We start from the raw sequence: 24774 nt of genomic DNA, 5'->3' as shown, positions 1-24774 counted from the left end.
GAGGCGCCGCTCATGCTGAGCAAAAATTACCGCTATATAAAAATCTACTCTCTGGCGGCTTGTATTATCCTGACTTCTTTCGGAACAGCCGGCTGCGGCGATCAATTTGCCCGCGAGAAGCAGTGTATCGCCGCAGCGAACAAGGATGCCGAGGAGCTTAAGAAGGCCACCACGGCACTCCTGCCACCAGATATCTCAGAAACAGTTGTTGAAAACAACAGCTGCGACTCGGGAGCCGACGGAGTCTACCTGACATTCCATGCTGATCGCTCAATATCGATTGATCAAATTCTCCGAAAATTCCGAGCACAGGGATGGGGGACGATAGATCCGCCGAGCAAGGATTGCATAGCCTGCATAGCACAGATTAGCAAAGAAGTGAACGGGCGATCTGCACACCTATCTATCATGGATCGACAATTGAGTCGCGCTTTTGAAATAGTAGTTTTATATAGATAACTCATTATACTCAAGGCCATTTCGCCTTCATCGGTGAGCGGCCCCGAATCCCCACTCGCCCTCGCCGTGCCCCCGACCTTCCACCAAACGCAGGACCCGGGCCGAGAAGCGGTCTCCAGCCCTCGTTCTCCAAGAACGCGAACCGGCCCCGGACGAGACGTCCGGGGCCGGTTGGGCGAAACGGCTACAGCAGGCCGTTCTGGGTGAGCCAGTCCTTGGCGACCGCTTCGGCGTCGTCCTTGTCGACCGCGACACGCTTCATCAGCGCGACCAGGCCGGCGGTGTCGAGCTTGGCGGAGACCGCGTCGAGGGTGGTCTTCACCGTGTCGTTCACGCCCGCCTTGTTGACCAGGGGGGCGATGTTCTCCGCGGCGAAGGCGTTCTTGTTGTCCTGGAGGGAGACCAGGTCATTGATGATGATCTTCGGGTCGGTGGTGAAGACGTTGCCGACCTGGACGGTGCCGTCCTTGATGGCGTCGGCGGTGGCGTCGCCGGTCTTCTTCCACTCCTTGAACTCCAGGCCGTAGGTGTCCTTGAAGTTCTTCTCCTGGCGGCTCTTGAACTCCGGCGGGCCGCCCACCGCGTAGTTCTTGGCGACCTTGACCAGGTCCTCGATCGTGGTGAGACCTTCCTTGGTGGCGGTCTCCTTGGTGACGGTCAGCGAGTTGTTGTCCTCGGCCGCGGCGGGCGTCAGGACCTCCAGCTCGGCCGGGAGCTTCTCCTTGAGCGCGGCGACGACGTCGTCCTTCGACTTCGCCGTGGCGGTGTTGTCGACGAAGGCGAGGAGCGAGCCGATGTACTCCGGCAGGATGGTCAGGCCACCGCTCTTGACCTGGTCGTACAGGACCTCGCGGCTGCCGATGTTGAACTTCTCCTCGACCTGGACGCCCTTGGCGGCCAGGGCCTGCGAGTAGATCTCGCCCAGCAGGACGTTCTCCGGGAAGTTGGCCGACCCGATGACGACCTTCCCGGCGGCCGCCGGCTCGGAGGCGGACCCGGATTCGGCGGGAGCCGGGGACGCGCTGGTGAGGGGATCTCCGCCGCCGCACGCGGTAAGTGTGAGCGCCGCGGACAGAAGGATCGCCGCGGTGCTGAACAGGCGCTTCATGGTGCTATTCCCTTCCAAAACGGGGGGTAATGAAGACTATCGGATGGTCTGGCGCTCGCTCACCCCCGGGGAGACCGTTGCGCGCTGTACCAGGGTGAACCCGAGCTGCACGAGAAGCGCCAGCAGTGCTACGAGAACCGCTCCGCCGATCGTGCTCGGGAAGTTCTTGGTCGCGAGACCGTCGATGATGAAGCGGCCGAGGCCGCCCAGGCCCACGTACGCGGCCACCGTCGCGGTCGCCACCACCTGGATGGCGGCCAGCCGCAGGCCGAGCAGGATGAGCGGCAGCGCGACCGGCACCAGCACCCGGCCGAGGACCTGCCCGCCCCGCAGTCCCATACCGTACGCGGCGTCACGCAGGTCCGGGTCCACCCCGCGGATGCCCTCGTAGGTGTTGACCAGGATGGGCGGCACGGCCAGCGCCACCAGCGGGATCAGCACCGGCAGGATGGTGCCGACGCCCATCAGCAGCACGATGAGGACGAGCAGGCCGAGCGTCGGCAGGGCGCGGGCCGCGTTGGCGATGGAGACCACCAGCAGGGCGCCCCTGCCGGTGTGGCCGATCAGCAGCCCCAGCGGGAGCGCGATCAGCATGGCCAGCAGCAGCGAGAGCCCGGCGAACTCCAGGTGTTCGAGCAGCCGGACGGGAATCCCGTCCGGTCCCGACCAGTTGACCGGGTCCCCGAAGAAGTCGATCAGCCAGTTCACGCGACCCCCCTCGTCCACGGGGTGATGGGAGTCCCGCCGGACCGCTTGGCGACTCCGGCGAGGCGGCGACCGGAGATCCGGGGCACCGCACCGGCCGGGTCACCGAAAAGGTCGATCAGCCGATTCACGCGGACCCCCTTGCCCGCGACCACGGGGTGAGCAGGCGCTGCGCCAGGATCAGCAGCAGGTCGGCGACGCCCGCGAGCACCACGACCAGCACGATGCCGACCACGATCGGGGTGTAGAACTGCCGCTGCCAGCCGTCGATGAACAGGTAGCCGAGCCCGCCCCTGCCGACCAGCGCGCCCACGCTGACCAGGCTGACGCTGGCGACCGTGGCCACCCTGAGCCCGGCCAGCACGACCGGCACCGCGATCGGCAACTCGACCTGGAGCAGCCTGCGCAGCGGGGTGAAGCCCATGGCCACTGCGGACTGGCGCACGTGGTCGGGGACCGAGCCCAGCCCGTCGACGACCGCCGGGATCAGCACCGCCATGGCGTAGAAGGTGAGCGGGACCATCACGGTCAGCCGCGTCGCGAGGCCGGTGACCGGGATGAGCACGATGAAGACGGCCAGCGAGGGGAGCGAGTAGATCACGTTCATCACGCCGACGGTCGGCTGGTAGAGCCAGCGCCAGCGGACTCCGGCCAGCCCGAGCGGGAGCGCGATGAGCAGCCCGACGACGATCGGGACCAGCGCCATCACGATGTGGTCCTCCAGCAGGCCCTGGATCGTGGGCCAGTTGCGCCCGATCCAGTCCCAGCGGACCAGGGGTTCCTCACTCACCCGCGTCCCCCGTGCCTCCCGCGCCCTCACCGGCGCTTTCCGCGTCCGCCGCGGATCCGGCCGCGCCTCCGGTGGATCCAGCGGCACCTCCCGTGCCCGCCGCGGACCCGCTGGAACCTCCCGCGCCCCCCGCGGAGCGGGAACCCGGCACCGATCCGCCGACGCTTCCCGCCACCACGGCCAGCGCCTCGTCCAGTGCCTCACGGGTGGCGACGCCCACGGCCCTGCCCTCGCCGTCCACCGCGACGGCGTTGCCCGACGGGGAGAGCAGCGTCGCGTCCAGTGCGCCGCGCAGCGAGTCACGCCCGCTGACGAACGTCCCGTACGGCGCGAGCTCCACCTCGGCGAGGCTGCCCGACTCGGGCAGGTCCTTGACCGCGACCCAGCCCAGCGGCCGATTCCCCGCGTCCACCACGGCCAGCCACGGCTCGCCGGCGGCGCGCGCCGAGGCCGACGCGGCGTCGGCGTCGGTGGAGACCGGGACGAGCAGGTCGGCGCGGAGCCGTACCCCCTCGTCCGAGACGAACGAGAGCCGCCGGATGCCCCGGTCGCGGCCGAGGAACTCGCGGACGAAGTCGTCGGCGGGCCTGGCCAGCAGCGTCGCGGGGTCGTCGAGCTGGGCCAGGTGGCCCCCGACGCGGAAGACGGCCACCCGGTCGCCGAGTTTGACCGCCTCGTCGATGTCGTGGGTGACGAACACGATGGTCTTGTTCAGCTCGGCCTGGAGCCGTAGCAGTTCCTCCTGCAGGCTGGTCCGGACGATCGGGTCGACCGCGCTGAACGGTTCGTCCATCAGCAGCACCGGCGGGTCGGCGGCGAGCGCGCGGGCCACGCCGACGCGCTGCTGCTGGCCGCCGGAGAGCTGGAAGGGGTAGCGGTCGGCCATCTTCAGATCGAGCCCGACCCGCTCCAGCAGTTCCATCGCCCGGTCACGGGCCTTCTTCTTCTCCCAGCCGAGCAGCAGGGGAACCGTCGCCACGTTGTCGACGATCTTGCGGTGCGGGAAGAGCCCGGCCTGCTGGATGACGTAGCCGATGCCCCGACGCAGTGTCGGCGGGTCTATGGTCTTGACATCGACGCCGTCCAGGAGGATCTGGCCCTCCGTGGCGTCGATCATTCTGTTGATCATGCGGAGGGAGGTCGTCTTGCCGCACCCCGAGGGGCCGACGAAGACGGTGATCTCCCCGGTGGGCACCTCAAGGCTCAGGCTGTCCACCGCTACGGTGCCGTCGGCGTAGCGCTTGGTGACACCGTTGAATGTGATCATGCGCAACCTCTTGTTTTCGCCGGGTTACGGCCTCCCTGCCCCGGCCGCCTCCCTGATCTGGCCCAAGTCAGCCTATGCCCCACTTCTCCGATCTGTCTTCCCGGCTTTGTCCGGTAGATCGACATGTGTATTTCTCACCAAAAGGGCATTCGGTAGTGCGGGAGGTGCCCATGACTTGACATGATTACCCACATTGCTGGAGTTGATCCCTCTGGCACCGTACGTCACAGGCTTCACAGCCGCCCCAGCTCTTCACCACGCTCGACGAACCACCAGAGGAAGCCGGTCCCGTGACCCAACCGCTCCTCGGTCAACGCTCGCGCGGCGAACTGATCGCCGAGCTCTACGACCGCCACGCAGCAGGGCTGTACGCCTACTCCCACGACCAGCTGGGCAGCGCGGACTCGGCCTTCGACGTCCTGGTGACCGTTCTGTCCAGTGTCACGGACACCCACCCCCCGCGCGCCGCGCTGTACGCGCTCGCCCGCCGCGAGATCTTCCTGCGCGACATCGTCTACTCGCCCCCGGTCACCGGCCTGGACCCCGTCCCCGCCCTCGTCGAGCGCGTGCTGAGCGAGCTGCGCACCCACCAGCGCGAGGTGCTGTACCTGTCGGGCGTCTGCGAGATGAACGCCGCCGAGCTGTCCTGGGTGCTCGACGTGGCCGTCGACACCGCCGACGAGCTGACGGTGAGCGCCTGCCGCAGGTTCGCCCAGTCGCTGGGCGCCGCCCTGGCCTCGGCCCGGATCCCCGCGCACCTGACGGAGGTGTTCGGCGCCCTCGCCGTCGCCCCGGTCCGCGACGTGCTCGTCCTCGCTCCCTGGGCCACCCCTCCCTCCGGGCTGCGCGCCGCCGTGCTCGGACCGCGGGCACCGCTCGCTCCCGTCGCCAGGCGATCAACGTCCCCGCTGGTCAGGCAACTGTGGCCGACGTCACCCGCCTGGCCGCCACCGTCTCCGGAGAACGGCGCCCAGACCAGTGCCCCGGCCTTCCCGGTGCCGGACCACATGGCGGGCGACCGCTTCCCGGACCCCTTCGCGCCGAGGGACCCCGGCACGGTCTCCACCCACGAGGCCAGCACCGAACCGCTGCCCAGGCTCGGCGACTCGGTGCTCACCGCTCTGGACACCGCGGCCCTGCGGCCGCGCCGCCGGCTCCAGCGTCCCAGACCGCGCCGGGCGGCACCGCTGTCGGCGCCCATTCCGGGGGACGTGCTGGAGGGCGCCCCCGGGGATGCCCCGGTACGGGAGAATCTGTTCCGCCCGCTCACCCCTGAGGCGCGGGCGGCCCGCGTCTACACCGACAGGCTCGTCGCCGCCGCGCCCCGCCCCGAGGCCGCACCCGCCGATCCGCCCGCCGATCCCACGCCCGTCGAGACGCCCGGGGCTCCGTCCGCCGAGGCCCCTCGCACGCCCCTCACGATCGCCCCGGCTCCCGGACCCGTGCCGGGAGATGTGCTGGACGATGTGCCCACCGCGCACCCCACCGCGCACCCGCTCCCCGGCTGGCCCCTGCAGACCGATCAGCTCGACGCCCTCTCCGACGCCGAGCGCCACCGGCCTCTCTTCCCCGTCAGGTCCGCACAGGTGGAGACTCCTGACGGCGAAACCGGTCGCGCACAACCGCCGATGCCCACCTGGGCCACACCGGCACCGGCCCCCGACCCCGAAACCGGTCGCGTGCAGCCGCCGATGCCCACCTGGGCCGCCGACCCCGTTCAGACGCCCGCGGTCAACTGGTTCACGGACGCCGCTCCCTCCGGCACCGAGACCGACATCGAGACCGGCAACGAGACCGGCACCGGAACAGACGCTCAGGCCGACGAGACCTCGACGGCCCTTCCCGCCTGGTCTCCCCGGCCTGACCATCTCAGCACCCCGGCGGGCCGTGCCCAGCTGCGCCTGCCCAGCTGGATCATGCGGGCCGACGAGCCGGACGACGCCCCGCCGCACACCGTGCCTCCGAACTACACCGCACCCCAGGAGCACACCCCGGCGTCGTACGACGCGCAGTGGAGCGAGCCGACGACCGCGCAGGAAGGCGATTCCGGGGCGGAGACCGGTGAGGCCGGGACGGCGGAGACCGGGCTCCGGCTTTCCGGACGGGCCGGATCCCGCAGGCGCGCGGGCCGCCGGGCGGCACGCAGACACAAGGCACCGACGAAGGTCTCCCACCACGACTGGGCCTGGGAAGTGATCGGTTTCATCATCGCGGTGGCGATCGCCATGATCGTCTTCTTCGCGGTACCAATGATCACAACCCCGTGAAGCCGCCCTGATTCCTTCGCCGGCCCTTCGGGGACCTGATCTCCGTAGGTCGGCGCTGGAACCGCCGTGGGAGCTCCGCCAGGCTACGGCTGGGTCAGCTGCCAGAGTGCCGCTGAGGACCACAGGATCGCGATGAGGGTGACCAGGGTGCCACCGGCGACCGGCAACGCCCAGGCGGGTAGGTACCGGCTGCGGACGAGGAGTACCTTCGCGGCGAATGCGCCGTAGAAGAAGCAGCCGGCGAGGGAGTGCAGGGCGACCCGGGCGTTGTCCAGCTGCACTCCGTAGGCGGTGATGCAGTGGTAGGCGACGGGGAGGGAGAGCACGAACAGCACGGCTCCGCCGATGCGGTGGGCGAGGGGTACCGGGCGGGGGGCGGCACCGGCCCCGGGTAGCCGCCGGTACATCCACAGCGCCAATATGAGCTGGTAGAGGGCCAGGCCCAGCAGGGCGGTGCCGAGTTGCGCCTTCAGCAGGTTCGCGTCGTCGCCACGGCGTCCGAACAGGCTGCTGGCGTAGTCCGGAGTGTGTATCCGGCCGAACGCGTACAAGGCCGCCGCCACGACCAGGGCGAGCCCGGCGGCCATCGCCGGCCGCAGCCAGACCGGGCGGGGTGACATCGTCCGTGCTGCTCCCATGTTCCTCTGCTCCCTCCCGTGCTCCCGGCCGTCGGCGCTCTCGCAACAGCCCGCTCAGCGTTGCCCGTGTAGTGACTCATGGCGACCGACGGTGCTCAGCCCGTGTCAATCTTGTTTCCCTGCGGGTTGAGCACGTACCACTTGGCGCCGAAGGAGTCGAGGCCCTGCCCGCTGGTGTCGCCGGGCTTGGTGTCGCCGACGTAGTAGTACAGCGGGTGGCCGTTGTAGGTGACCTCTGTGGTGTGGTCGGTCCTGGCGGTGGTGCCGAGCAGGGCGGAGGATGCGCCGCTGCCGGCCTGCGGCCTGCCCGTGGCGACCAGCGGCGGCCAGGCGATCGCACACGCGCCGTAGCAGGTCGACTTGGTGCCCTTGTCCGTCTCGAACAGGTACAGCGTGCGCCCTTGGCCGTCGGTGAGGATCTTGCCGAGCTTGGAGTCCCGGACCTCGACGGTGACGCCTGCGGCAAGGCCGCTGCCGGCCGGGCCGCTACCGGCCGGGGGCTTCGCGGTCGGGGAAGCCGGTGTGGCCGGGGCGAGCTTCAGTTGGCTGAGCACGTAGCGACCGATGGTGGTGCCGAGCTTGTTGCCGGCCTGGTGGTCCATCCGGGTGTGCACGCCCGCCCAGATGCGGCTGAGCCCGGCTTCGGTCGCGGCGGCGCTGAAGTCGGTGTAGGTCTCGGTCACGCTGGACGCGGTGGGTGAGGTGAGGGTGAAGACATTGCGGTCGCCGTAGAAGCCGGCGAGTACTGTGGCGGCGGCCGTGCCGATCGCGCTGTGCATGCCCGGGTAGGACGGGTCGGGAGGGGTGGTGATAAGCGGGGTCCAGGCGGGGTCGGGTTTGATCCGCGGGTTGCCTGCGGCGGAGCGGATGGCGGTGATCGGCCGCCAGAACCGGTAGTGGTACTTGGCGTTGTAGACGCCGATGGTGGCATCGGCGATGGTGAGGTTGAGCAGGGCGAACAGGTCCGCCGACTGGTCGAGGTCGCTGTGGCGCGCGAGGGCGACCTGTTGGCCGATGCTGTACCAGTAGTTCTGGATGGGGGCACCCCAGAGCTTGGCGGTCGCGGTCTGTTCCGCCGTACGCGTCGTGCTGTGGGCGGCGCCGATGCTCTTGACCTCATTGATGGCGGCCGCGTAGACCGGGCCGGCCAGCGCCGGGGGCGCGGCTGGGCGGAACTGATCGCCGGTATGGAGCACGAATGGGGTGACCTTGCCCCAGTGGGTGAACACCGGTGGGTCGAAGTCGGGCGGGGTCGGCCGGTAGTCGCCGGGTTTTCCGGTGCTGGTGTAGGGCGGCGGGGTGGCGTCGGCGCCGTCATGCGCGCGCAGGGTAAGGATGGCCTGGGCCGCTTGGGCACCGACCCGGATGCCCTCCTGCTTGGCGCGGCCGTCGGGAATGCCGGTGAGGTCGGCGGCCAGTTGCCGGTCCAGGCTGGGCTTCCGCGCCGGGTACAGGGCGGTGAGGGTGTCGTGCGCGGCCGTCGCGGCCGCGGCGGGACGGGAGGCATCCTGCGGGGCGGTGAAGCCGGTGCCGTAGAGGGGGTGAGCGCGGCTGATCGCGTTGACCGCGTCATAGACGGCCGCGCTCATGATGGCGAAGCTGCGGGTGGGGTGAACGGTGGTCGGCGGCGCGTGCGGAGTCCGCACGATGTTGAGCAGGGTCCGGTTCCACTCGATCACCACGTTGCCCTGCGGCGCCCCCTCGACGGCGTTCGCGGTCGCGAGCGGGGCGGCCTGGGCGGCGGGTGCTGCGGCGCCCTGGGCGCCGATCGTCAAGACGGCCACCACGAGCGCGAGCACAGGCCGCCGCTGGGTTCTCCGCGGCTCTGGAAGCGCGAACATCCTCATGATCCTCCTCCTGTCAGGTAGCAGGGAGAGAAGAGATGACAGGCCACTTCAGCGTTTCCTCGCCAACCGGCGCCGACCGTGTCGGGGGCCGACGTCCTTAACCCAGTCGGGATTTGGCCGGGCCGGCCGTTACCGTGCCGGCCCGTGGAGCCTGCGTCGCTGGTTTGGCTTGTGGAAGCCGCTCCAGTCATGGCGAAAAGCACCGCAAAGAAAGACGTAACCAGAAGTCATAATCTCGCTGTTTTTTCATGGGGAACGACCCCCTTCGTCAGCGGTGTTCGCCGGTTCGAGCTTTGAACGCAGAGACCCCTCTTCCGAACGAAGACACTTCCCGATCGGTCGGCCGACGGCGAGAGTTTTCTGCTCACGGGTCACTACAACAGGGCGCCCTCGGTGCCGGGTAATCAAACATTCCATACCGTCACACTCTCCACCGTAGCGGACAGCAAGCGCACGTAGACATTGCCGCGGCAAAGCCCTATGCAAATTCAGAGTGCCGGAGCGCTCATTCCACAGCCGCAGTACCCGATTACCGTAAGCCTCAGGGGTCGGAGAACAATGGAACGGCAACGTGCGCCGCGAACAACGCTACGCGAGCCGGGTCAGCGCGACCGCGCCGAGAAAATGATCGATTTTTGGTTGCGATGGGGTGGAAACATATGTCAAGGCGGTGCGCCCAACCGCCCGCACACCGTCATCAAGCCGCGTCATCGCCATTTTAATGATCCGCCATTTCACACCTGGCGCCATTCAGAGCCAGCCTTCGGTGGCGGCGCGCCAGGCCAGTTGCATGCGGGTCTGGGCGCCGGCGAGTTCCATGACGTTCGCGACGCGCCGCCGCACGGTCCGCCGGCTGACCCCCAGCCGGGTGGCGATCGACGTGTCCGGCACACCGGCGACCAGCAGTGAGAGCAGGTAGAGGTCGTCGGAGCCGAGCGGGCAGGGCCTCGTCCCCTCGATGATCCGCAGCGACGTCGCCCGCTCCCGGTAACCCTCGAACGGCTGGTCGAACCGCTCCCGGAACACGGCGTGGTCGGACAGGACCTCGACCTGCGGGCCCGCGTCGCGGCGGCGGGCGTTGTCCCGGTACTCCTCGGACAGCCGCTCCACCTCACGCCGCGCCCAGTCGAGCGCCTGCTGGTGGCGGAGGAGTTGCGAGCCCAGCACGATGTCCGGTGCCACGGCGGCGAACCGCCGCCTGCCGGGAGAGACCGTCCTGATCAGTCCCCTGACCCGCATGGTGACCAGCACCGTCTCCGCCGTCTCGGCATCGATGCCCAGATTCCCGATGAGGTCGGTGACATCCGCCTCCGCGGTCGTCACCAGGAACCGGTAGACGCGCTCCTCCACAGGATCGAGCCCGAGGGATTCCAACATGCCGCAATAGTGGCACCCTAAACGCCGATAAAAGTTACATTTAATAGCTAACCGGACGGATCATGCCCCGGTGAACCGGCGACGCGCGAGATTCCCCGCGTTTGGAACGCACCCGGCCCGCATTGGCGGGACCCGATGTCCGAACGGGTTGTGACAGTGATCTGTCAAGGCTAGTATCACGGCAACTCTTAGGAAACTTTCTTAAGAGAAAGATCAGGTTGGCAGCCACGCACCTCGCGGCAGACCCGCCCGATCCAGGTATGAGCTGCGCGAACGCGATGACGCGGGCCGTCACCGCGCGAAAGTCCGACCGTCCGGACACCCCACACCATCCGGTTTCCCCCCATGGGAGTGATCAAGTGTTGAGACAGCGCATCATGGCCGCCCTCGCCGCCCTGGCGGTCACCGGCGTGCTCGCGGTCGTCCTGCCGACGTCCTCCGCCTCCGCCGAGAGCTGCGCGGCCGCGTGGAGCTCCTCGGCCGTCTACACCGGCGGCATGACCGCCTCGTACAACGGCCACAACTGGTCCGCGAAGTGGTGGACCCAGAACGAGAGGCCGGGCACCGCCGACGTCTGGGCCGACAAGGGCACCTGCGGCGGCACGACGCCGCCCACGGGCAACTGCAACCACCCGAACTGGGCGGCGGGCACCTGGTACGTCGCCGGCAGCATCGTCAAGTACACCGACGGCAAGTACTACATCGCCGAACACGACAACCCGGGCTACGACCCGGTGATCAGCACCTGGTACTGGGACCCGTACACCTGCGGCGGCACGCCGCCCACCGACCCGCCCACCTCGGGCTTCGTGGTGAGCCAGGCACAGTTCAACCAGATGTTCCCGAACCGGAACCCCTTCTACACCTACAGCGGGCTGACCACCGCGCTGAGCGCCTACCCCGGCTTCGCGAAGACCGGCAGTGACACCGTCAGGAAGCAGGAGGCGGCCGCCTTCCTCGCCAACGTCAACCACGAGACCGGCGGGCTGGTCCACATCGTTGAGCAGAACACCGCGAACTACCCGCACTACTGCGACGCGAGCCAGCCCTACGGCTGCCCCGCCGGCCAGGCGGCCTACTACGGGCGCGGCCCGATCCAGCTGAGCTGGAACTTCAACTACAAGGCGGCCGGCGACGCGCTCGGCATCAACCTGCTCGGCAACCCGTACCTGGTGCAGAACGACGCGGCGGTGGCCTGGAAGACCGCCCTGTGGTACTGGAACACCCAGAACGGCCCCGGCACGATGACGGCGCACAACGCGATGGTCAACGGCCACGGCTTCGGCCAGACGATCCGCAGCATCAACGGCAGCCTGGAGTGCGACGGCAGGAACCCGGCGCAGGTGCAGAGCCGGATCAACGCCTACCAGAGCTTCACGCAGATCCTCGGCACCACCCCGGGCAACAACCTGAGCTGCTGACCGACCGGGCGGCCGGTGTGGGTGATCCGCCCTCCGCGACCACCGGAGCCACCGAACGACCACGTACCCGGCCTTCCGCCGGGCACGCGGCCTCCGCGAAACGTCCCGCCGAGCGCGAACCCGCCAGGCGGTGACCACACGCGTGCGACCCACACGCGTGACACGAAGGGCGCGGCCCACCGGCCGCGCCCTTCTCGCGTTCGCCCTTCCTCCGCGAGTGGCGCCGGCTCACTCAGCCGACAGGACCAGCCCACTGGTCGGCACGCCCGTGCCCGCGGTGACCAGCACGTTGCGTACCGAGGCGAGCTGGTTGGCCGAGGTGCCGCGGATCTGCCTGACGGCCTCGGCGATGCCGTTCATCCCGTGGATGTACGCCTCGCCGAGCTGGCCGCCGTGCGGGTTGACCGGCAGGCGGCCGTCGATCTCGATGCCGCCGTCGGCGACGTAGTCGCGGGCCTCGCCACGTCCGCAGAAGCCCAGCTCCTCCAGCTGGGTGAGCACGAACGGGGTGAAGTGGTCGTACAGGATGGCCGCCTGCATGTCCGAGGGCCCGAGCCCGGACTGCTTCCACAGCCGGCCGCCGACCACCCCCATCTCCGGCAGGCCCGTCATGTCGTCGCGGTAGTAGCTGGTCATCGTCATCTGACCGGCGCCCGCGCCCTGGGCGGCGGCGGTGATCAGCGCGGGTGACCTGCGCAGATCCCTGGCCCGCTCGGCGGAGGTGACCACCAGCGCCACCGCGCCGTCACTCTCCTGGCAGCAGTCGAGCAGGTGCAGCGGCTCCGCGATCCACTTCGACGCCTGGTGCTCCTCCAGCGTGATCGGGCGCCCGTGGAACCAGGCGGCCGGGTTGGTGGCGGCGTGCCTGCGCATGGCCACCGCCACCCTGCCGAAATCCTCGGAGGTGGCGCCGTAGGCGTGCATGTAGCGCCGGGCGAACATGGCGACCCAGGCGGCCGGGGTCATCAGCCCGTACGGCAGGTGCCAGCTCATCTCCAGACCGTGGGACGTGGGCTCGCCGCCGATCCCGGGGTTGGGCTGGCCGAACCTGCGTCCGGAGCGCTCGTTGAACGCCCGGTAGCAGACCACGGTCTCGGCGACCCCGGTGGCGACTGCCATCGCCGCGTGCAGCACGGTTCCGCAGGCCGCGCCGCCGCCGTAGTGGACACGGGAGAAGAACGACAGGTCGCCGATGCCCACCTCGCGGGCCACGGAGATCTCCTGGTTGGCGTCCTGGGTGTAGGTGACGAGGCCGTCCACGTCCGAGGGCGCCAGGCCCGCGTCGTTGAGCGCCGCGAACACGGCCTCGGCGGCGAGCTGGAGCTCGGACCGGCCTGACTGCTTGGAGAACTCGGTCGCGCCGATGCCGGCGACGGCCGTACTCCCGGAAAAGGAGACCACGCTGGTGAAGGCCTTTCTACGGGAGGGCGAACCTGACGGTGCCCGAGGCGTGGTCACCGAGGCTGACCCTGCCGCGGACCTCGACCGTGAACTCGCCGTCCTCGCAGGCGAGGACGGCGCCGCTGAAGGCCAGCCTGTCGCCCGCGTACGCGGGGACGCCGAGCTTGACGTTGATGCCGCGGATGATCGCCTCGGGTCCGGCCCAGTCGGTGACGTAGCGCTCGACGAGGCCCATCGTGGTCAGGATGTTGAGGAAGATGTCCTTCGACCCCTGTGCCCTCGCGCCCTCGACGTCGTGGTGGACGGGGGTGAAGTCCATGGTCGCGAGTGCGGTCGAGACGACCACGGTGGGGGTCAGCTCGATCGCGAGCTCGGGGAGGACGGCTCCGACCCGCACCTCGTCGTCGGTAAGTGTCCGCATCACGCCTCCCGGGGGACCCACATGGGCAGGATCAGCTCGTCGTCCATCTGGCGATACGTCAGGCGCACCGGCATACCGATACCCACCTGTGCAGGAGCGCAGTCCACCACGTTGCCCACGATCCGCACACCTTCCGGCAGTTCCACCACCGCGACCACGAAAGGCGTCCCAAGGCCCGGCACCGGGGGGTTGTGGTGGACGACGTAGCTGTAGACCTCGCCCTCACCACTCGCCGTCAGGTACGTGCGCGCGACCGAGCGGCACGAGGGGCAGACCGGCCCCGGCGGGTGGCGGAGCTCGCCGCAGTCGGCGCACTTCTGGATCCGGAGCTCACCCTCGGCGGCGCCCTCCCAGAAGAACGCGGTGTCGGCGTTGACGGCGGGTCTCAGCGGGTACGGCGCGCGAGCGGGTGCGTCCTCATCGGCCGCGGGCGCGTCCCGGCGGGCCGCCGACCCGTTACCGCCCGTCGCGGGCGTGCCCGCACGAGCCGGGGGCGTACCCTCGCCGGCCGCCTGCCCGTTTCCCGGGTGTTCCTTCGCCCGCTCCCTGGGCCTGAACTTCAGCACCCGGAACAGCATCTCGGCCACCGCCTCGCCGGCCACGTACCAGGTGACGTTCCAGGTGACGAAGTAGCCCTCGCCGAGCGCGGTCCGCTTCGGGCCGGCCAGTCCGGTGAACCGGGTGGCCGGGACCGGGGACTCGCCGAGCCTCAGGTAACGGTGGTAGGTCTGTTCGCAGTTGGTGGCGACCACGCCGGTGTAGCCGTTGCCGTCCAGCATCGCGAGCACGGCGTCGACCGGGGTGCCCGCCTGCTTGCGGTCCCTGTTCACGCCGGGCATGGTCCAGACCTGGATCATCGCCGGTGGCGCCACGATCTGCCCGTGCACCCCGGCCGCGGCCGCCTCGGGGTCGGTGTAGATCGGGTTGGCGTCGCCCAGGGCGTCGGTCCAGTGCCGGATCATCGGGGCGTTCACCGGGTCCGCCGCCGCGACCCCGAGTACCTCGCCCGCGGCGATCTGCCGCTCGGCCAGGGCGGTGAGCCGCTCGTGCAGGTCGGTGGGCTCCGCCGTCGCGGTCATCGGGGCGGCCTCGGCAGGCTCAGGCCGAGCATGGCGATGAGCTCGCGCTGTACCTCGTTGACGCCGCCGCCGAAGGTGAGCACCAGGGCGCCCTTGGCGCCGCGGTCGACGCGCTCCATCAGGTCGGCGGTGCCGGGGTCGGACGGGTCGCCGAAGCGGGCCAGCACCTCACCGACGATCCGGCCGACGTCCTGCAGCCGCTCGGAGCCGTAGACCTTGGTGGCCGAGGCGTCGGGGGCGCCCAGCCAGCCGAGGTCCATGTTGGCCGCGACCTGCCAGTTCAGCAGCTCGTTGGTACGGAAGTAGGCGTAGACCTGGCCGAGCGCCCTGCGCACCGCGGGTTCCTCGATCGCGCCGGTACGGCGGGCCCAGGCCAGGAACCGGTCGTAGGTGTGCGCGATGTTGCCCGCCGGGCCGAGCGTGACCCGCTCGTGGTTGAGCTGGTTGACGATCAGGTCCCAGCCCTTGTTCTCCTCCCCCACGACCATGTCCACCGGCACCCGGACGTCGGAGTAGTAGGTGGAGTTGGTGTGGTGGCGCCCGTCCATCGTCAGGATGGGCGTCCAGGAGAAGCCGGGGTCGGCGCAGTCGACGATCATCATGGTGATCCCCCGGTGCTTCTTCGCGTCCGGGTTGGTGCGGGCGGCGAGCCAGATGTACTGGGAGTAGTGTGCGCCCGAGGTGAAGATCTTCTGCCCGTTGACCACGTAGTGGTCGCCGTCGCGGACCGCGGTGGTGCGCAGCGACGCCAGGTCGGTGCCGGCCCCCGGCTCGCTGTAGCCGATCGCGAAGTGGCACTCTCCGGCCAGGATGCGCGGCAGGAAGAACTCCTTCTGCGCCGCCGTGCCGTACTGCATGAGGGTCGGCCCGACGGTCTGCACCGTGATGATCGGGTACGGCACCTCGGCGCGGGCGATCTCGTTGGCGAAGATCTGCTGCTCCAGCGGGCCGTACCCGCCGCCGCCGTACTCCTTGGGCCAGCCGAGACCGAGCTTGCCGTCACGGCCGAGGTTGCGGCAGTGCTCCATGTAGGCGTGGCCGAACGGGTCGGTGGAGATCTTCTTGCGGTCGGCGGCGGTGAGGCAGGACTGGAAGTACTCGCGCAGCTCGGCGCGGAGCCTCTGCTGCTCGGGAGTCAGGTCGATCAGCATCAGACGAGCGCTCCGATCATGTCGAGCCGGGCTTCCACCCCGCCCAGCAGGTGGGCGTGGTGCTTGCCCCAGGCGAAGTAGCGGTGCAGCGGGTAGGTCACGTCCACGCCGATCCCGCCGTGCAGGTGCTGGCAGGTGTAGAGCGCCCGCAGCGCCTGGTCGGTGGCGGTCAGCGCGCCGACGGCCAGGTCGGCCTCGGCCTCGGAGTCGGCCCCCTCGGCCAGCCGCCACGCCCCTGACCAGACGGCCACGTCCAGTGCCCGGCCGGCGATGTAGACGTCGGCGATCTGCACAGTGACCGCCTGGAACTCGGCCAGCGCCCGGTCGAACTGCCTGCGCGTCCTGATGTACTCGGTGGTGAGCGCCAGTGCTCCGGCCAGCACTCCGGAGGTGACCGCGATGTTCCCGGCCAGCACCAGCCTGCGCAGGCCGTCGGCCGCGGTACCGTCCGCGGCGCCGACGAGCTCGCCGGGAGTGCCCGCCAGGCTCAGCGCGGCGGCCGGCTCACCGGTGGAGAGCGTCACCCGGTGCTGTGTCGTCTCGGCGGGGTCCACCAGGAACAGGCCGACGCCCGTCCCCGTGGTGGCCGGAACGAGGATCTTCGCGGCCTGGGCCGCGTAGGGCGTCGTGGTCTTGGCGCCGTGCAGCACCCACCCGGAGCCGTCCTCGCGCGCGGTCGTGACGGGCGGGGCGCCGAGGTCGCGTCCCGGCTCGGACGGCGCGGCGGCCAGCGAGATCTCACCGTCCGCCAGCGGGGCCAGCGCCTCGCGCTGCTCGCGGGAGCCGTACCTGGCGATCACCTGCGCGGCGACCAGGCTCTGCTCAGCGGGGACCGGCGCCACGTGGGCGCCGATCTCCCGCAGGATGACCGCCATCTCCACCGGCCCCAGCCCGGCCCCGCCGGCCTCCTCCGGCAGGCAGACACCGAGCAGTCCCGCCTGGGCCAGGGAGCGCCACAGGGCCGCGTCGTAGGGGGCGCCGCTCTTCTCGTGGGCTTCGAGCCTGGCCGAGGTCACCTCCCTGCCGAGGAGGTCGACCGCGAGCTCACGCAGGTCGGTCTGGGTCTCGTCAAGATTGAAATCCACTGGCGCTCCAGGGTTGCCGTCGGCCGTGCTGGATGAACTCGTCGTCGATGCGGATGGCGTCCTCGGGGGTGAGTGGCCGCCAGGACGCCTGCCCGGGTGGGCGCCACCAGACGGGGTCGCCGGTGTGCCATGCCTCGGCGGCGAGGGTCCGCTTGATGACCTTGTTGGACGCGGTCTGCGGCAGTTCCGCGCTGATCCGGATATATCGGGGTATGGCCTTGGGGCCCACGTCCTTCCTGCCGGCCAGGAAGCTCGCGAACGCCTCGGGATCGAAGCCGTCCCGCAGCACCAGGGCCGCCATCACCTGATCGCCCGCCGCGGCGTCCGGTACGGGGTAGACGGCCGCCTCGACCACGCCGGGGAACTCGCGCACGACCGCCTCTATCGGCGCGACCGCCAGGTTCTCCCCGTCCACCCGGAGCCGCTCGGTGCCCCGCCCGGCGAAGAACACGTAACCGTCGGCGTCGGCGTAGGCCAGGTCCCCCGACCAGAACGCGCCCTGCCTGACGCGCTCGCGGTCGGCGTCGGGGTCGTTGTAGTAGCCGTCGAACAGGCCCAGTCCGCGGGTGTTGACCAGCTCCCCGATCGCCTCGCCCGCGTTGAGCAGCCGCCCGTCCTCGAAGACCGCGACCGGGCACCTTTCCCCCGTGGCGGGATCGCGGATCTCGACCTCCTCGGGGAGCCTGCCCAGGCATCCCGGCGGCCCGGACGGGGCGGGGGTGATCGAGATCGCGGTCTCGGTGGACCCGAACGCGTCGATGACGTAGCAGCCGAAACGCTCCCCGAACCGGCTGACCGCGGTGGCGCTGCCCTCGTTGCCGAACGCGATCTTGAGGGTGTTCTCCGCGTCCGAGGGCTCCGCCGGGGTGGCCAGCACATAGGAGAGCGCCTTGCCCACGTAGTGCAGGTAGGTGACCCCGTAGCGCCTGACGTCGGGCATCAGGCCCGAGGCCGAGAACCTCCGCCGCAGCACCAGCGCCGCCCCCGACGCCACCGCCGGGGCGTACGCGGCCATGATCGCCCCGGAGTGGAAGAGCGGCATCGAGCAGTAGACGACGTCCTGTGGCGACAGCATCGCCGCCAGGCTCGCCCCCGGAACCGCGATCTTCCGCTGCGTGATCTTCACCGCCCTGGGCCGTCCCGAGGTCCCCGACGTGAAGATCAGCATCGTCAGCGCGTCCTCGCGTACCGGGCCCGCCAAAGGAGCGGGCGACGGCGCGGCGGGATCGGCGGATGGCCGGGAGCGGGCCGCTTCCGGATCGCGGAACGCGGCGAGGTCGGCCGCGAGGCCGGCGTGGGCGGGCTCGTGCAGGATCAGGTCGACATGCGTCGCGTCCGCGTCGCGGGCGAGTTCGGCGGCACTCCTGGTGGTGTTCAGCGCGACGACCACGTGACCGGAGAGCGCGGCCCCGCCCAGCAGGAACAGCACCTCGGGAACGTTGTCGAACAGCACGCCGACGTGCAGGTTCCGGCCACGCGCGTCCAGCAGGGCGGCGCGGGCCCGGCACTCGGCGACGTACTCGCGCCAGCTCCAGGTCCGCTCCTCGAAGAGCAGGCCGGGCCGGTCGTCGTCGGCGCGCCGCTCCAGCAGCCCCGCCAGCGTCTCTTCGGACATTGCGCCTCCCGCCAGGATGCCCAGGCCAGCTGCTCCGAAAAGTAGAACAGATTCTATTCCGTGTCCAGAGCCGACTGATCGCAACACCTCACCGGATAACCGCGACATCGCATATGCCGTGTAAGCGTGGGGCGTCTTTGTGACCGGCGAGTAACCCACCGGAGTATCCGGAAATCAGATAACGTGTTCTCATGCGTACCCCGCATGTGTCCACCGACGTGCCGGTCACCCCGCACGCGGCCGACAGGCCCGTCCCGAGAGACCTCGATCCGGTCACGACCGAGAAGACATCCGGCATGCAGAGCGAACCGGCGTCCACGGGCGTCCGCACCAGGAGCCAGCATCAGCGGCGCAAGCGCATCGTCCAGGCCGCCGCCGCCCTCGCCTCGCGAGGCGGCGTCGAGGCGATGCAGATGCGGACCGTCGCCGAGCGTGCCGGGGTCGCACTGGGAACGCTCTATCGGTACTTCCCCTCCAAGATGGATCTTGTCGTCGCCGTCGTGGGCGAGGAGATCGACCTCCTCGAAAGCAGCATCGAGCGCCGCCCGCCCAGCGCCACCGCGGCCTCGGGGCGGGCCGTCGACATCCTGATGCGTGCCACCCGCGGCCTGATGCGCGAGCCCGAACTCGCCGACGCGCTCATCCGCTCGCTGATCATGGCCGAGGTCGAGACGCCGTTCGGCGACCGGATGACCGGGCTGCTGCTCCGCGTCGCCGGAGACGACCTCACCGTCGACACCGCCACCGAGGAGCAGTTCGCCCTCGCGGGCTCGCTGTCCAGCATCTGGGTGCACGAGCTTCTGGAGATGCTCAGGGGGCGCCGCACCTACGAGCAGATCCAGCGGCGCATCGAGATCGCCGCCGAACGCCTGCTCGCCGATTTCCGACCCTCTCCTTCCACCTGAAACTAGAACCCGTTACAGTCGCACTGGAAGGCGACTAGAGCAACGTTCTGGGACGGCGGGCGAGGAGATCGTATGGGTGCAGTGATCGTCGAAGCCGTGAGAACCCCGATCGGCAGACGCAACGGATGGCTCGCCGGGCTGAAGCCGCAGGCGGTCCTCGCGGCGGCACTGGGCGGTCTGATCGACAGGGCGGGCATCGACCCCGCCGCCGTGGAACAGGTCTTCGCCGGGTGCGTCACGCAGGCCGGTGAGCAGGGCGGTCATGTCGGGCGACATGCCTGGCTGTACGCCGGCCTGCCGTACCAGACGGGCGTGACCACGATCGACGCGCAGTGCGGCTCCTCCCAGCAGGCCGTGCACCTGGTCGCGGCGCTCATCTCGGCCGGTGTCATCGACGTCGGCGTGGCCTGCGGCGTCGAGGTGATGAGCCGGGCACCGCTCGGCTCCAACGTGCTGCCCGCCCGGCCCCGGCCCGACGACTGGTCCATCGACCTGCCCGACCAGTTCACCGCCGCCGAGCGGATCGCGCGACGGCGCGGGCTGACCCGCGAGCGACTCGACGGGTTCGGCGCCAGGTCCCAGCGGCTCGCCGCGGCGGCGTGGGCCGAGGGCCGCTTCGACCGGGAGATCATCCCGGTGACCGCGCCGATCCTCGGCGAGGACGGGCAGCCCACCGGGGAGACCCGCGTCGTCAGCAGAGACCAGGGGTTGCGCGAGACCACGCTCGAAGGGCTGTCCGGGCTCAAGCCCGTGATGGGCGAGGGCGGCATGCACACCGCGGGCACCTCCTCGCAGATCTCCGACGGCGCGGCGGCGGTGCTGCTGATGAGCGAGGAGGCCGCCGCCCGGCACGGCCTGCGTCCCAGGGCCCGCATCCTCGCCCAGGCGCTCGTCGGCGCCGAGCCGTACTACCACCTGGACGGGCCGGTGGACGCGACGGCCAAAGTCCTGTCCGCCACCGGGATGAGCACGGCAGACATCGATAGGTTCGAGGTGAATGAGGCTTTCGCAGCGGTGGTCTTATCCTGGTCATCGGTGCACAAGCCAGACATGGAACGGGTCAACGTCAACGGTGGTGCCATCGCACTCGGCCATCCGGTCGGCGCGACCGGTTCCCGGCTGGTCACCACCGCCCTGCACGAGCTTGAGCGGTCCGACTCCTCGACCGCGCTGGTATCGATGTGCGCGGGCGGGGCGCTCGCGACCGCGACCGTCCTGGAGCGCCTTTGACCGGCGCCGGTAAGGAGCAGCACCGTTGAAATCCCGCCGCAGGCCGTACAGCGAGCAGCGTCCGTTCGACACCGGTGGCGGTGTGTGGAGCGTGCCCGTCCCGATCCCCGGCAATCCGCTCGGCTACACCCTGGTCTACGCGATCGAGTCCCCCGCCGGGCCGGTGCTCATCGACGCGGGCTGGAACGCCCCTGAGGCGTGGCTGGCCCTGCGCGACGGGCTGGGCGCGGTCGGCATGGACGTACGCGACGTGCGCGGGGTGGTCGTCACCCACTTCCACCCCGACCACGCCGGGCTGGCCGGGCAGATCAGGGAGGAGTCCGGCGCATGGATCGCCATGCACGAGGCCGACGCCGAACTGGTCAGCTTCATGCGGGAGGTCGAGGGCGACGCGCACCGCGACCTCCAGGCCGACATGCTGCGCCGTGCGGGGGCGGGCACCGTCGAGGTGGAGGAGGTGACCGTGAACCGGCCGAAGCCGCCCGCGCTGCCGGACCGCGTTCTCTCCGACGGCGACCTGATCGACCTGCCGGGGCGCAGGCTCCGTACGATCTGGACCCCCGGCCACACGCCGGGCCATGTCTGCCTGCACCTGGAGGACGCCGACCGGCTCTTCACCGGCGACCACGTGCTGCCGGCGATCACCCCGCACATCGGCATCTACCCGTACGACCGGGCGGACGTCGACCCGCTCAGCGACTTCCTGGAGTCGCTGGAGAAGGTGAAGGGCCTGGGCGAACTCGAAGCCCTGCCCGCCCATGAATGGATATTTCCGGATACGGCGGCTCGGGCGGCGGAGATCGGCATCCACCACGAGGAGAAGCTCCGACGGCTGGCCGCACTGCTCGCCGAGGCGGCGGAGCCGCTGACCATCTGGGAGATCGCCGGACGGATGACCTGGAACCGGCCCTGGGAGGACTTCCCTCCCATGCTGCGTGGGATGGCGGCCGGGGAGGCGGCGGCGCACCTGCGCACCCTGGAGGCTCGTGGGATCATCCGCCGGGTGACGGGGGTGGATCCGGTCCGGTTCGCCATACACTCATAGACATCGGATGTCTGGCGAAACCTGAGGACGGTGCGGAGTGGCGGTCACCGACGCCGCTATCGACAGGATCAAGCAGATGATCCTGTCCGGCGAACTCGCCCCGGGCAGCAGGCTGCCCAAGGAGGCCGACCTGGCCGACCGGCTCGGCCTCTCGCGCAACTCCCTGCGCGAGGCGGTCAGGGCGCTGGCCCTGATCAACGTGCTGGACGTGCGCCAAGGCGACGGCACGTACGTGACCAGCCTGGAGCCGAGGCTCCTGCTCGACGCCATGTCGTTCGTGGTCGACTTCCATCAGGACGACACGGTGCTGCAGTTCTTCCAGGTTCGCCGGATCCTGGAACCCGCGGCGACCGCCATGGCGGCGACGTACATGTCCGAGTCGGAGGTGGCCGAACTCCGTAAGATCCTCGACGCGCTGCCTCCCGACCCGAGCGTCGAGCAGCTCGTCGCCAACGATCTGGAGTTCCACCAGCGCATCGCGGCGGGCTCGGGCAACGCCGTGCTCTGCTCCCTCATCGAGAGCCTCTCCGGTCCCACCACCAGGGCCAGGATCTGGAGGGGCCTCACCCAGGAGAACGCCCTGGAGAAGACCCGCGAGCAGCACACCGCGATCTGCGACGCCATCGCCGCCCACCAGCCGGAGGTCGCCCGCGCCTGGGCGACCGTCCACATCGCCGGCGTCGAGGACTGGCTCCGCAACGCCCTGGCCTGACCGAGTCCACCACCGGTTTCCCGCCGCTCCTCACTGGCCCGGCGCCTCCGCCTCCCGTACCCGTGACAGGCGGCACATGACCGTGATGTGCGTGGTACCGGTCAGAACTCATTCGGTACGGCAGGCAGACGGCTGCGGGCACGACGAGCGAAGGCGGGAACCCCGGCTCTGTCCAGCGCGTCGACGATATCCAGAACGGCCATGGGGGGACGTCGTTTCCCGGCCGCCATCCGGGCCAGCACCCCCATCACCTCGTGAGGACTCTGGCTCAGCAACGAACACAGGTACGTATCGGGGTCGGTGACGGTCAGTCCGTACCGGCCGAGGAAGGGTATGGGAAAGTCCGCGAGATTCCAGGTGACCAAGGTCTGGACGTGGCCCGCGACAGCGGCGGCCATGTGATGGCGGTCGTCGGGATCGGGGCCTTCCATTCGATCGAGCAGGTGCTTGTAGTCGTCCTCCGGTACACGGGTGTCGGCGAAAAACTCCCGGATCGCCGCGCCGATACGTGCCGCTGCCGACGCACGGCGATGTTGCTCCCGCACGATGACGCGTTCCCACTCCTCCAGCAGATGATCACTCCAGACCATGGTGTGCACAGCGTCCTCGGTCAGGGCGAGCATCAGGTCCATCAGTGAGAATGGAAACAGCACGTTGGTATCGACGAAGACACGCGCCGTCAACCGACACCCCCGGAAGATCAGTAGGGAAACTCCGCCTCTTCGGCGGCTTCCATGATCCTGCGGCGGCCTTCGGCGCGGCGCTCACGACGAGCCTGGAACTCCAAGATGTCAGCAAGCCGGACCAGACGATGACGACTGTCGGGCAGATGCTGAGAGGGAATCTCACCCTCGTCAAGCAGTCGGACGACAAAGGGGCGCGACAGACCAAGCATCTGGGCCACCTCGTTCGGAGTCAGCCGGGTCTCCACCGGAAGAGCGAAGACGGCATTGCCTTTCGCGAGGTCGTGAGCCGCAGCCAGCACGAGACTCATGAGCGATGCAGGCAACACGATGTCATGGCCGTCAGCCCCACGCAGCACAAGCTGCGCGTGCTGAGCGGCGGCTTCGATATGGGCGAGCAACTCACGATCCCCGTGGTCGGCTTCGACGCGGACGGCATGAGCAAGAACCCCGGTGCGGGACATGATCACCTCCTGCGAGGATATCTGAAATAAGTGTAACTCACAGGTTGGCGGAGCATCAATCATGATCCCCCCACGGCTGATCGTCCACATAGCGGCACTTCATCCGTATTCACGGCACAGGTGAACTGCACTACCCCACCCGCGCATCGTCGCGTTTTTCAGGGAATCAGACCTTCGGCCGCCAGGTCGGTCCAGAGGTTCTCGGGGATGGGGCGGGCGGTCAGGGCGGCGTTGCGGGTCACCTCGGTGGCGGAGCGGGCGCCGATGACGACGGAGGCGACCGCCGGGTGGCGCAGCGGGAAGGCCAGCGCCGCCTGGGGCAGAGTGACGTCGTGGCGGTCGCAGACGGCGGCGATCCGGCGGGCGCGCTCCAGGAGCGGGCCGGGGGCCGGTGCGTAGTCGTAGGTGCCCGACGGGTCGTGGGTGGCCAGCAGGCCGCTGTTGAACACCCCGGCGGCGAACACCGAGACGCCGCGCCCGGCACAGAGCGGCAGCAGCTCGTCGGCGCCCGACTGGTCGAGGAGGGTGTAGCGCCCGGCGAGCATGACCATGTCGACGCCGGTCTCGCGGACGAACCGGGCGAGCATCTCCGCCTGGTTCATGCCGACCCCGATCGCCTTGACGACCCCCTGGTCGCGCAGCTCCGCCAGGGCCGGGTAGGCCTCGGAGACGGCCTGCTCCCAGTGGTCGTCCGGGTCGTGGATCAGGGCGATGTCGACCGCGTCCAGGCCGAGCCGTTCCAGGCTCTCCTCCAGCGAGCGCCTGACCCCGTCGCGGGAGAAGTCCCACACCCGGCGCAGGTCGGCGGGGACGTCGAAGCCCTGCTCGTCCCGGCCGAAGGGTGCTTCGGCCGGGACGAGCAGGCGGCCGACCTTGGTGGACAGGATGTAGGAGTCACGGGGCCGGTCCGCCAGGGCGGCGCCGAGCCGCCGCTCCGACAGGCCGAGCCCGTAGTGCGGCGCGGTGTCGAACAGCCGGATGCCCGCCTCGTAGGCCGCGTCCACCGCCGCCCGCGCCACGTCCTCGCCGACCGCCGAGAACAGGTTCCCGATCGGGGCCGCACCGAAGCCATACCTACTGACCTGCACCTCTTGCTCCGTTCTG

Annotated in this window: 24 protein-coding genes and 1 pseudogene; 7 read left to right on the top strand and 18 right to left on the bottom strand. The window is 69.7% G+C overall.

The window, feature by feature from the left end:
* The first annotated feature begins 12 nt into the window (after positions 1–12).
* A complete protein-coding gene (locus tag ABT061_RS09295; RefSeq protein WP_350914450.1) occupies positions 13–459 on the top strand; it encodes a hypothetical protein in 447 nt (148 codons plus the stop codon).
* Between the two features lie 184 nt (positions 460–643).
* On the opposite strand, the gene ABT061_RS09290 is transcribed toward ABT061_RS09295, so the two are convergent.
* The 5 genes and pseudogenes from ABT061_RS09290 to ABT061_RS09270 form a co-directional block, all read right to left on the bottom strand.
* Entirely contained in the window at positions 644–1567 is a 924-nt protein-coding gene (locus tag ABT061_RS09290; RefSeq protein WP_350914447.1) for an ABC transporter substrate-binding protein, read from the bottom strand.
* A gap of 36 nt (positions 1568–1603) precedes the next feature.
* The gene (locus ABT061_RS09285) at positions 1604–2275 is read right to left on the bottom strand and encodes an ABC transporter permease (protein WP_326829379.1); all 672 of its coding nucleotides are present in this window, start codon (positions 2273–2275) and stop codon (positions 1604–1606) included.
* Positions 2272–2403, bottom strand: coding sequence for a hypothetical protein (locus ABT061_RS09280; protein ID WP_350914445.1), 132 nt, complete (start codon positions 2401–2403; stop codon positions 2272–2274). Before ABT061_RS09280 ends, ABT061_RS09285 begins: the two co-directional genes overlap by 4 nt.
* Positions 2400–3062 (bottom strand): ABC transporter permease, encoded by a 663-nt coding sequence (locus tag ABT061_RS09275; protein WP_343973111.1) that lies wholly within the window; start codon positions 3060–3062, stop codon positions 2400–2402. Before ABT061_RS09275 ends, ABT061_RS09280 begins: the two co-directional genes overlap by 4 nt.
* A gap of 181 nt (positions 3063–3243) precedes the next feature.
* Positions 3244–4329: pseudogene (locus tag ABT061_RS09270) on the bottom strand (ABC transporter ATP-binding protein); the annotation flags it as partial.
* Positions 4330–4619: 290 nt separating this feature from the next.
* Between ABT061_RS09270 and ABT061_RS09265 the strand changes: the two are divergent.
* A complete protein-coding gene (locus ABT061_RS09265; protein WP_350914443.1) occupies positions 4620–6596 on the top strand; it encodes a hypothetical protein in 1977 nt (658 codons plus the stop codon).
* 83 nt (positions 6597–6679) lie between these two features.
* Here the strand turns inward: ABT061_RS09265 and ABT061_RS09260 are convergent, their stop codons facing one another.
* The 4 genes from ABT061_RS09260 to ABT061_RS09245 all read right to left on the bottom strand — a co-directional run bounded on the left by ABT061_RS09260 (position 6680) and on the right by ABT061_RS09245 (position 10458).
* Complete coding sequence (locus tag ABT061_RS09260; protein ID WP_350914440.1) at positions 6680–7234, bottom strand: DUF6529 family protein; 555 nt, start codon at positions 7232–7234, stop codon at positions 6680–6682.
* 95 nt (positions 7235–7329) lie between these two features.
* Positions 7330–9081: a phosphatase PAP2 family protein gene (locus tag ABT061_RS09255; protein WP_350914438.1), complete on the bottom strand. Its 1752-nt coding sequence runs from the start codon at positions 9079–9081 to the stop codon at positions 7330–7332.
* Positions 9082–9669: 588 nt separating this feature from the next.
* The gene (locus ABT061_RS09250; protein WP_350914436.1) at positions 9670–9819 is read right to left on the bottom strand and encodes a hypothetical protein; all 150 of its coding nucleotides are present in this window, start codon (positions 9817–9819) and stop codon (positions 9670–9672) included.
* 12 nt (positions 9820–9831) lie between these two features.
* Complete coding sequence (locus ABT061_RS09245) at positions 9832–10458, bottom strand: helix-turn-helix domain-containing protein (protein WP_350914434.1); 627 nt, start codon at positions 10456–10458, stop codon at positions 9832–9834.
* A gap of 362 nt (positions 10459–10820) precedes the next feature.
* On the opposite strand from ABT061_RS09245, the gene ABT061_RS09240 reads away from it, so the two are divergent.
* Complete coding sequence (locus ABT061_RS09240) at positions 10821–11879, top strand: glycoside hydrolase family 19 protein (RefSeq protein WP_502991408.1); 1059 nt, start codon at positions 10821–10823, stop codon at positions 11877–11879.
* Between the two features lie 228 nt (positions 11880–12107).
* Here the strand turns inward: ABT061_RS09240 and ABT061_RS09235 are convergent, their stop codons facing one another.
* From ABT061_RS09235 to ABT061_RS09210, 6 genes are read right to left on the bottom strand one after another with little or no spacing between them, the layout of a single operon-like run.
* Positions 12108–13280, bottom strand: a complete 1173-nt coding sequence (locus tag ABT061_RS09235; protein ID WP_350914430.1) for a lipid-transfer protein — start codon at positions 13278–13280, stop codon at positions 12108–12110.
* 16 nt (positions 13281–13296) lie between these two features.
* Positions 13297–13701 carry a MaoC/PaaZ C-terminal domain-containing protein gene (locus ABT061_RS09230; protein WP_350914428.1) on the bottom strand — a complete coding sequence of 135 codons (405 nt, stop codon included), beginning with the start codon at positions 13699–13701 and terminating at the stop codon, positions 13297–13299.
* Positions 13701–14780 carry a bifunctional MaoC family dehydratase N-terminal/OB-fold nucleic acid binding domain-containing protein gene (locus ABT061_RS09225; RefSeq protein WP_350914426.1) on the bottom strand — a complete coding sequence of 360 codons (1080 nt, stop codon included), beginning with the start codon at positions 14778–14780 and terminating at the stop codon, positions 13701–13703. Before ABT061_RS09225 ends, ABT061_RS09230 begins: the two co-directional genes overlap by 1 nt.
* The gene (locus tag ABT061_RS09220) at positions 14777–15931 is read right to left on the bottom strand and encodes an acyl-CoA dehydrogenase family protein (RefSeq protein WP_350914425.1); all 1155 of its coding nucleotides are present in this window, start codon (positions 15929–15931) and stop codon (positions 14777–14779) included. Before ABT061_RS09220 ends, ABT061_RS09225 begins: the two co-directional genes overlap by 4 nt.
* Positions 15931–17016, bottom strand: coding sequence for an acyl-CoA dehydrogenase family protein (locus ABT061_RS09215; RefSeq protein WP_350914423.1), 1086 nt, complete (start codon positions 17014–17016; stop codon positions 15931–15933). Before ABT061_RS09215 ends, ABT061_RS09220 begins: the two co-directional genes overlap by 1 nt.
* Positions 17000–18631 (bottom strand): AMP-binding protein, encoded by a 1632-nt coding sequence (locus tag ABT061_RS09210; RefSeq protein ID WP_350914420.1) that lies wholly within the window; start codon positions 18629–18631, stop codon positions 17000–17002. The genes ABT061_RS09215 and ABT061_RS09210 overlap by 17 nt, the downstream gene beginning before the upstream one ends.
* Positions 18632–18927: 296 nt before the next feature.
* Here ABT061_RS09210 and ABT061_RS09205 point away from each other — a divergent pair, with 296 nt between their 5' ends.
* The 4 genes from ABT061_RS09205 to ABT061_RS09190 all read left to right on the top strand — a co-directional run bounded on the left by ABT061_RS09205 (position 18928) and on the right by ABT061_RS09190 (position 22523).
* Complete coding sequence (locus tag ABT061_RS09205; RefSeq protein ID WP_030913896.1) at positions 18928–19536, top strand: TetR family transcriptional regulator; 609 nt, start codon at positions 18928–18930, stop codon at positions 19534–19536.
* Positions 19537–19608: 72 nt separating this feature from the next.
* Positions 19609–20766: a steroid 3-ketoacyl-CoA thiolase gene (locus tag ABT061_RS09200; RefSeq protein WP_350914418.1), complete on the top strand. Its 1158-nt coding sequence runs from the start codon at positions 19609–19611 to the stop codon at positions 20764–20766.
* A 25-nt stretch (positions 20767–20791) separates the two neighbouring features.
* On the top strand, positions 20792–21811 hold the full coding sequence (locus ABT061_RS09195) for an MBL fold metallo-hydrolase (protein ID WP_350914416.1): 1020 nt from the start codon (positions 20792–20794) through the stop codon (positions 21809–21811).
* 37 nt (positions 21812–21848) lie between these two features.
* The gene (locus tag ABT061_RS09190) at positions 21849–22523 is read left to right on the top strand and encodes a FadR/GntR family transcriptional regulator (protein ID WP_350914414.1); all 675 of its coding nucleotides are present in this window, start codon (positions 21849–21851) and stop codon (positions 22521–22523) included.
* Between the two features lie 101 nt (positions 22524–22624).
* Here ABT061_RS09190 and ABT061_RS09185 read toward each other — a convergent pair whose 3' ends face one another.
* The 3 genes from ABT061_RS09185 to ABT061_RS09175 all read right to left on the bottom strand — a co-directional run bounded on the left by ABT061_RS09185 (position 22625) and on the right by ABT061_RS09175 (position 24758).
* On the bottom strand, positions 22625–23206 hold the full coding sequence (locus ABT061_RS09185) for a PIN domain-containing protein (protein ID WP_350914412.1): 582 nt from the start codon (positions 23204–23206) through the stop codon (positions 22625–22627).
* A 17-nt stretch (positions 23207–23223) separates the two neighbouring features.
* Positions 23224–23670, bottom strand: a complete 447-nt coding sequence (locus ABT061_RS09180) for a helix-turn-helix domain-containing protein (protein WP_350914410.1) — start codon at positions 23668–23670, stop codon at positions 23224–23226.
* 158 nt (positions 23671–23828) lie between these two features.
* Positions 23829–24758: an aldo/keto reductase gene (locus ABT061_RS09175; RefSeq protein WP_350914408.1), complete on the bottom strand. Its 930-nt coding sequence runs from the start codon at positions 24756–24758 to the stop codon at positions 23829–23831.
* Positions 24759–24774: the final 16 nt, after the last annotated feature.

The organism is Streptosporangium sp. NPDC002544 (assembly GCF_040295965.1).
Classification (GTDB): Bacteria; Actinomycetota; Actinomycetes; order Streptosporangiales; family Streptosporangiaceae; genus Streptosporangium.
Note: the sequence above shows the minus strand (reverse complement) of the source record. Positions and strands in the feature narration are given on the sequence as shown.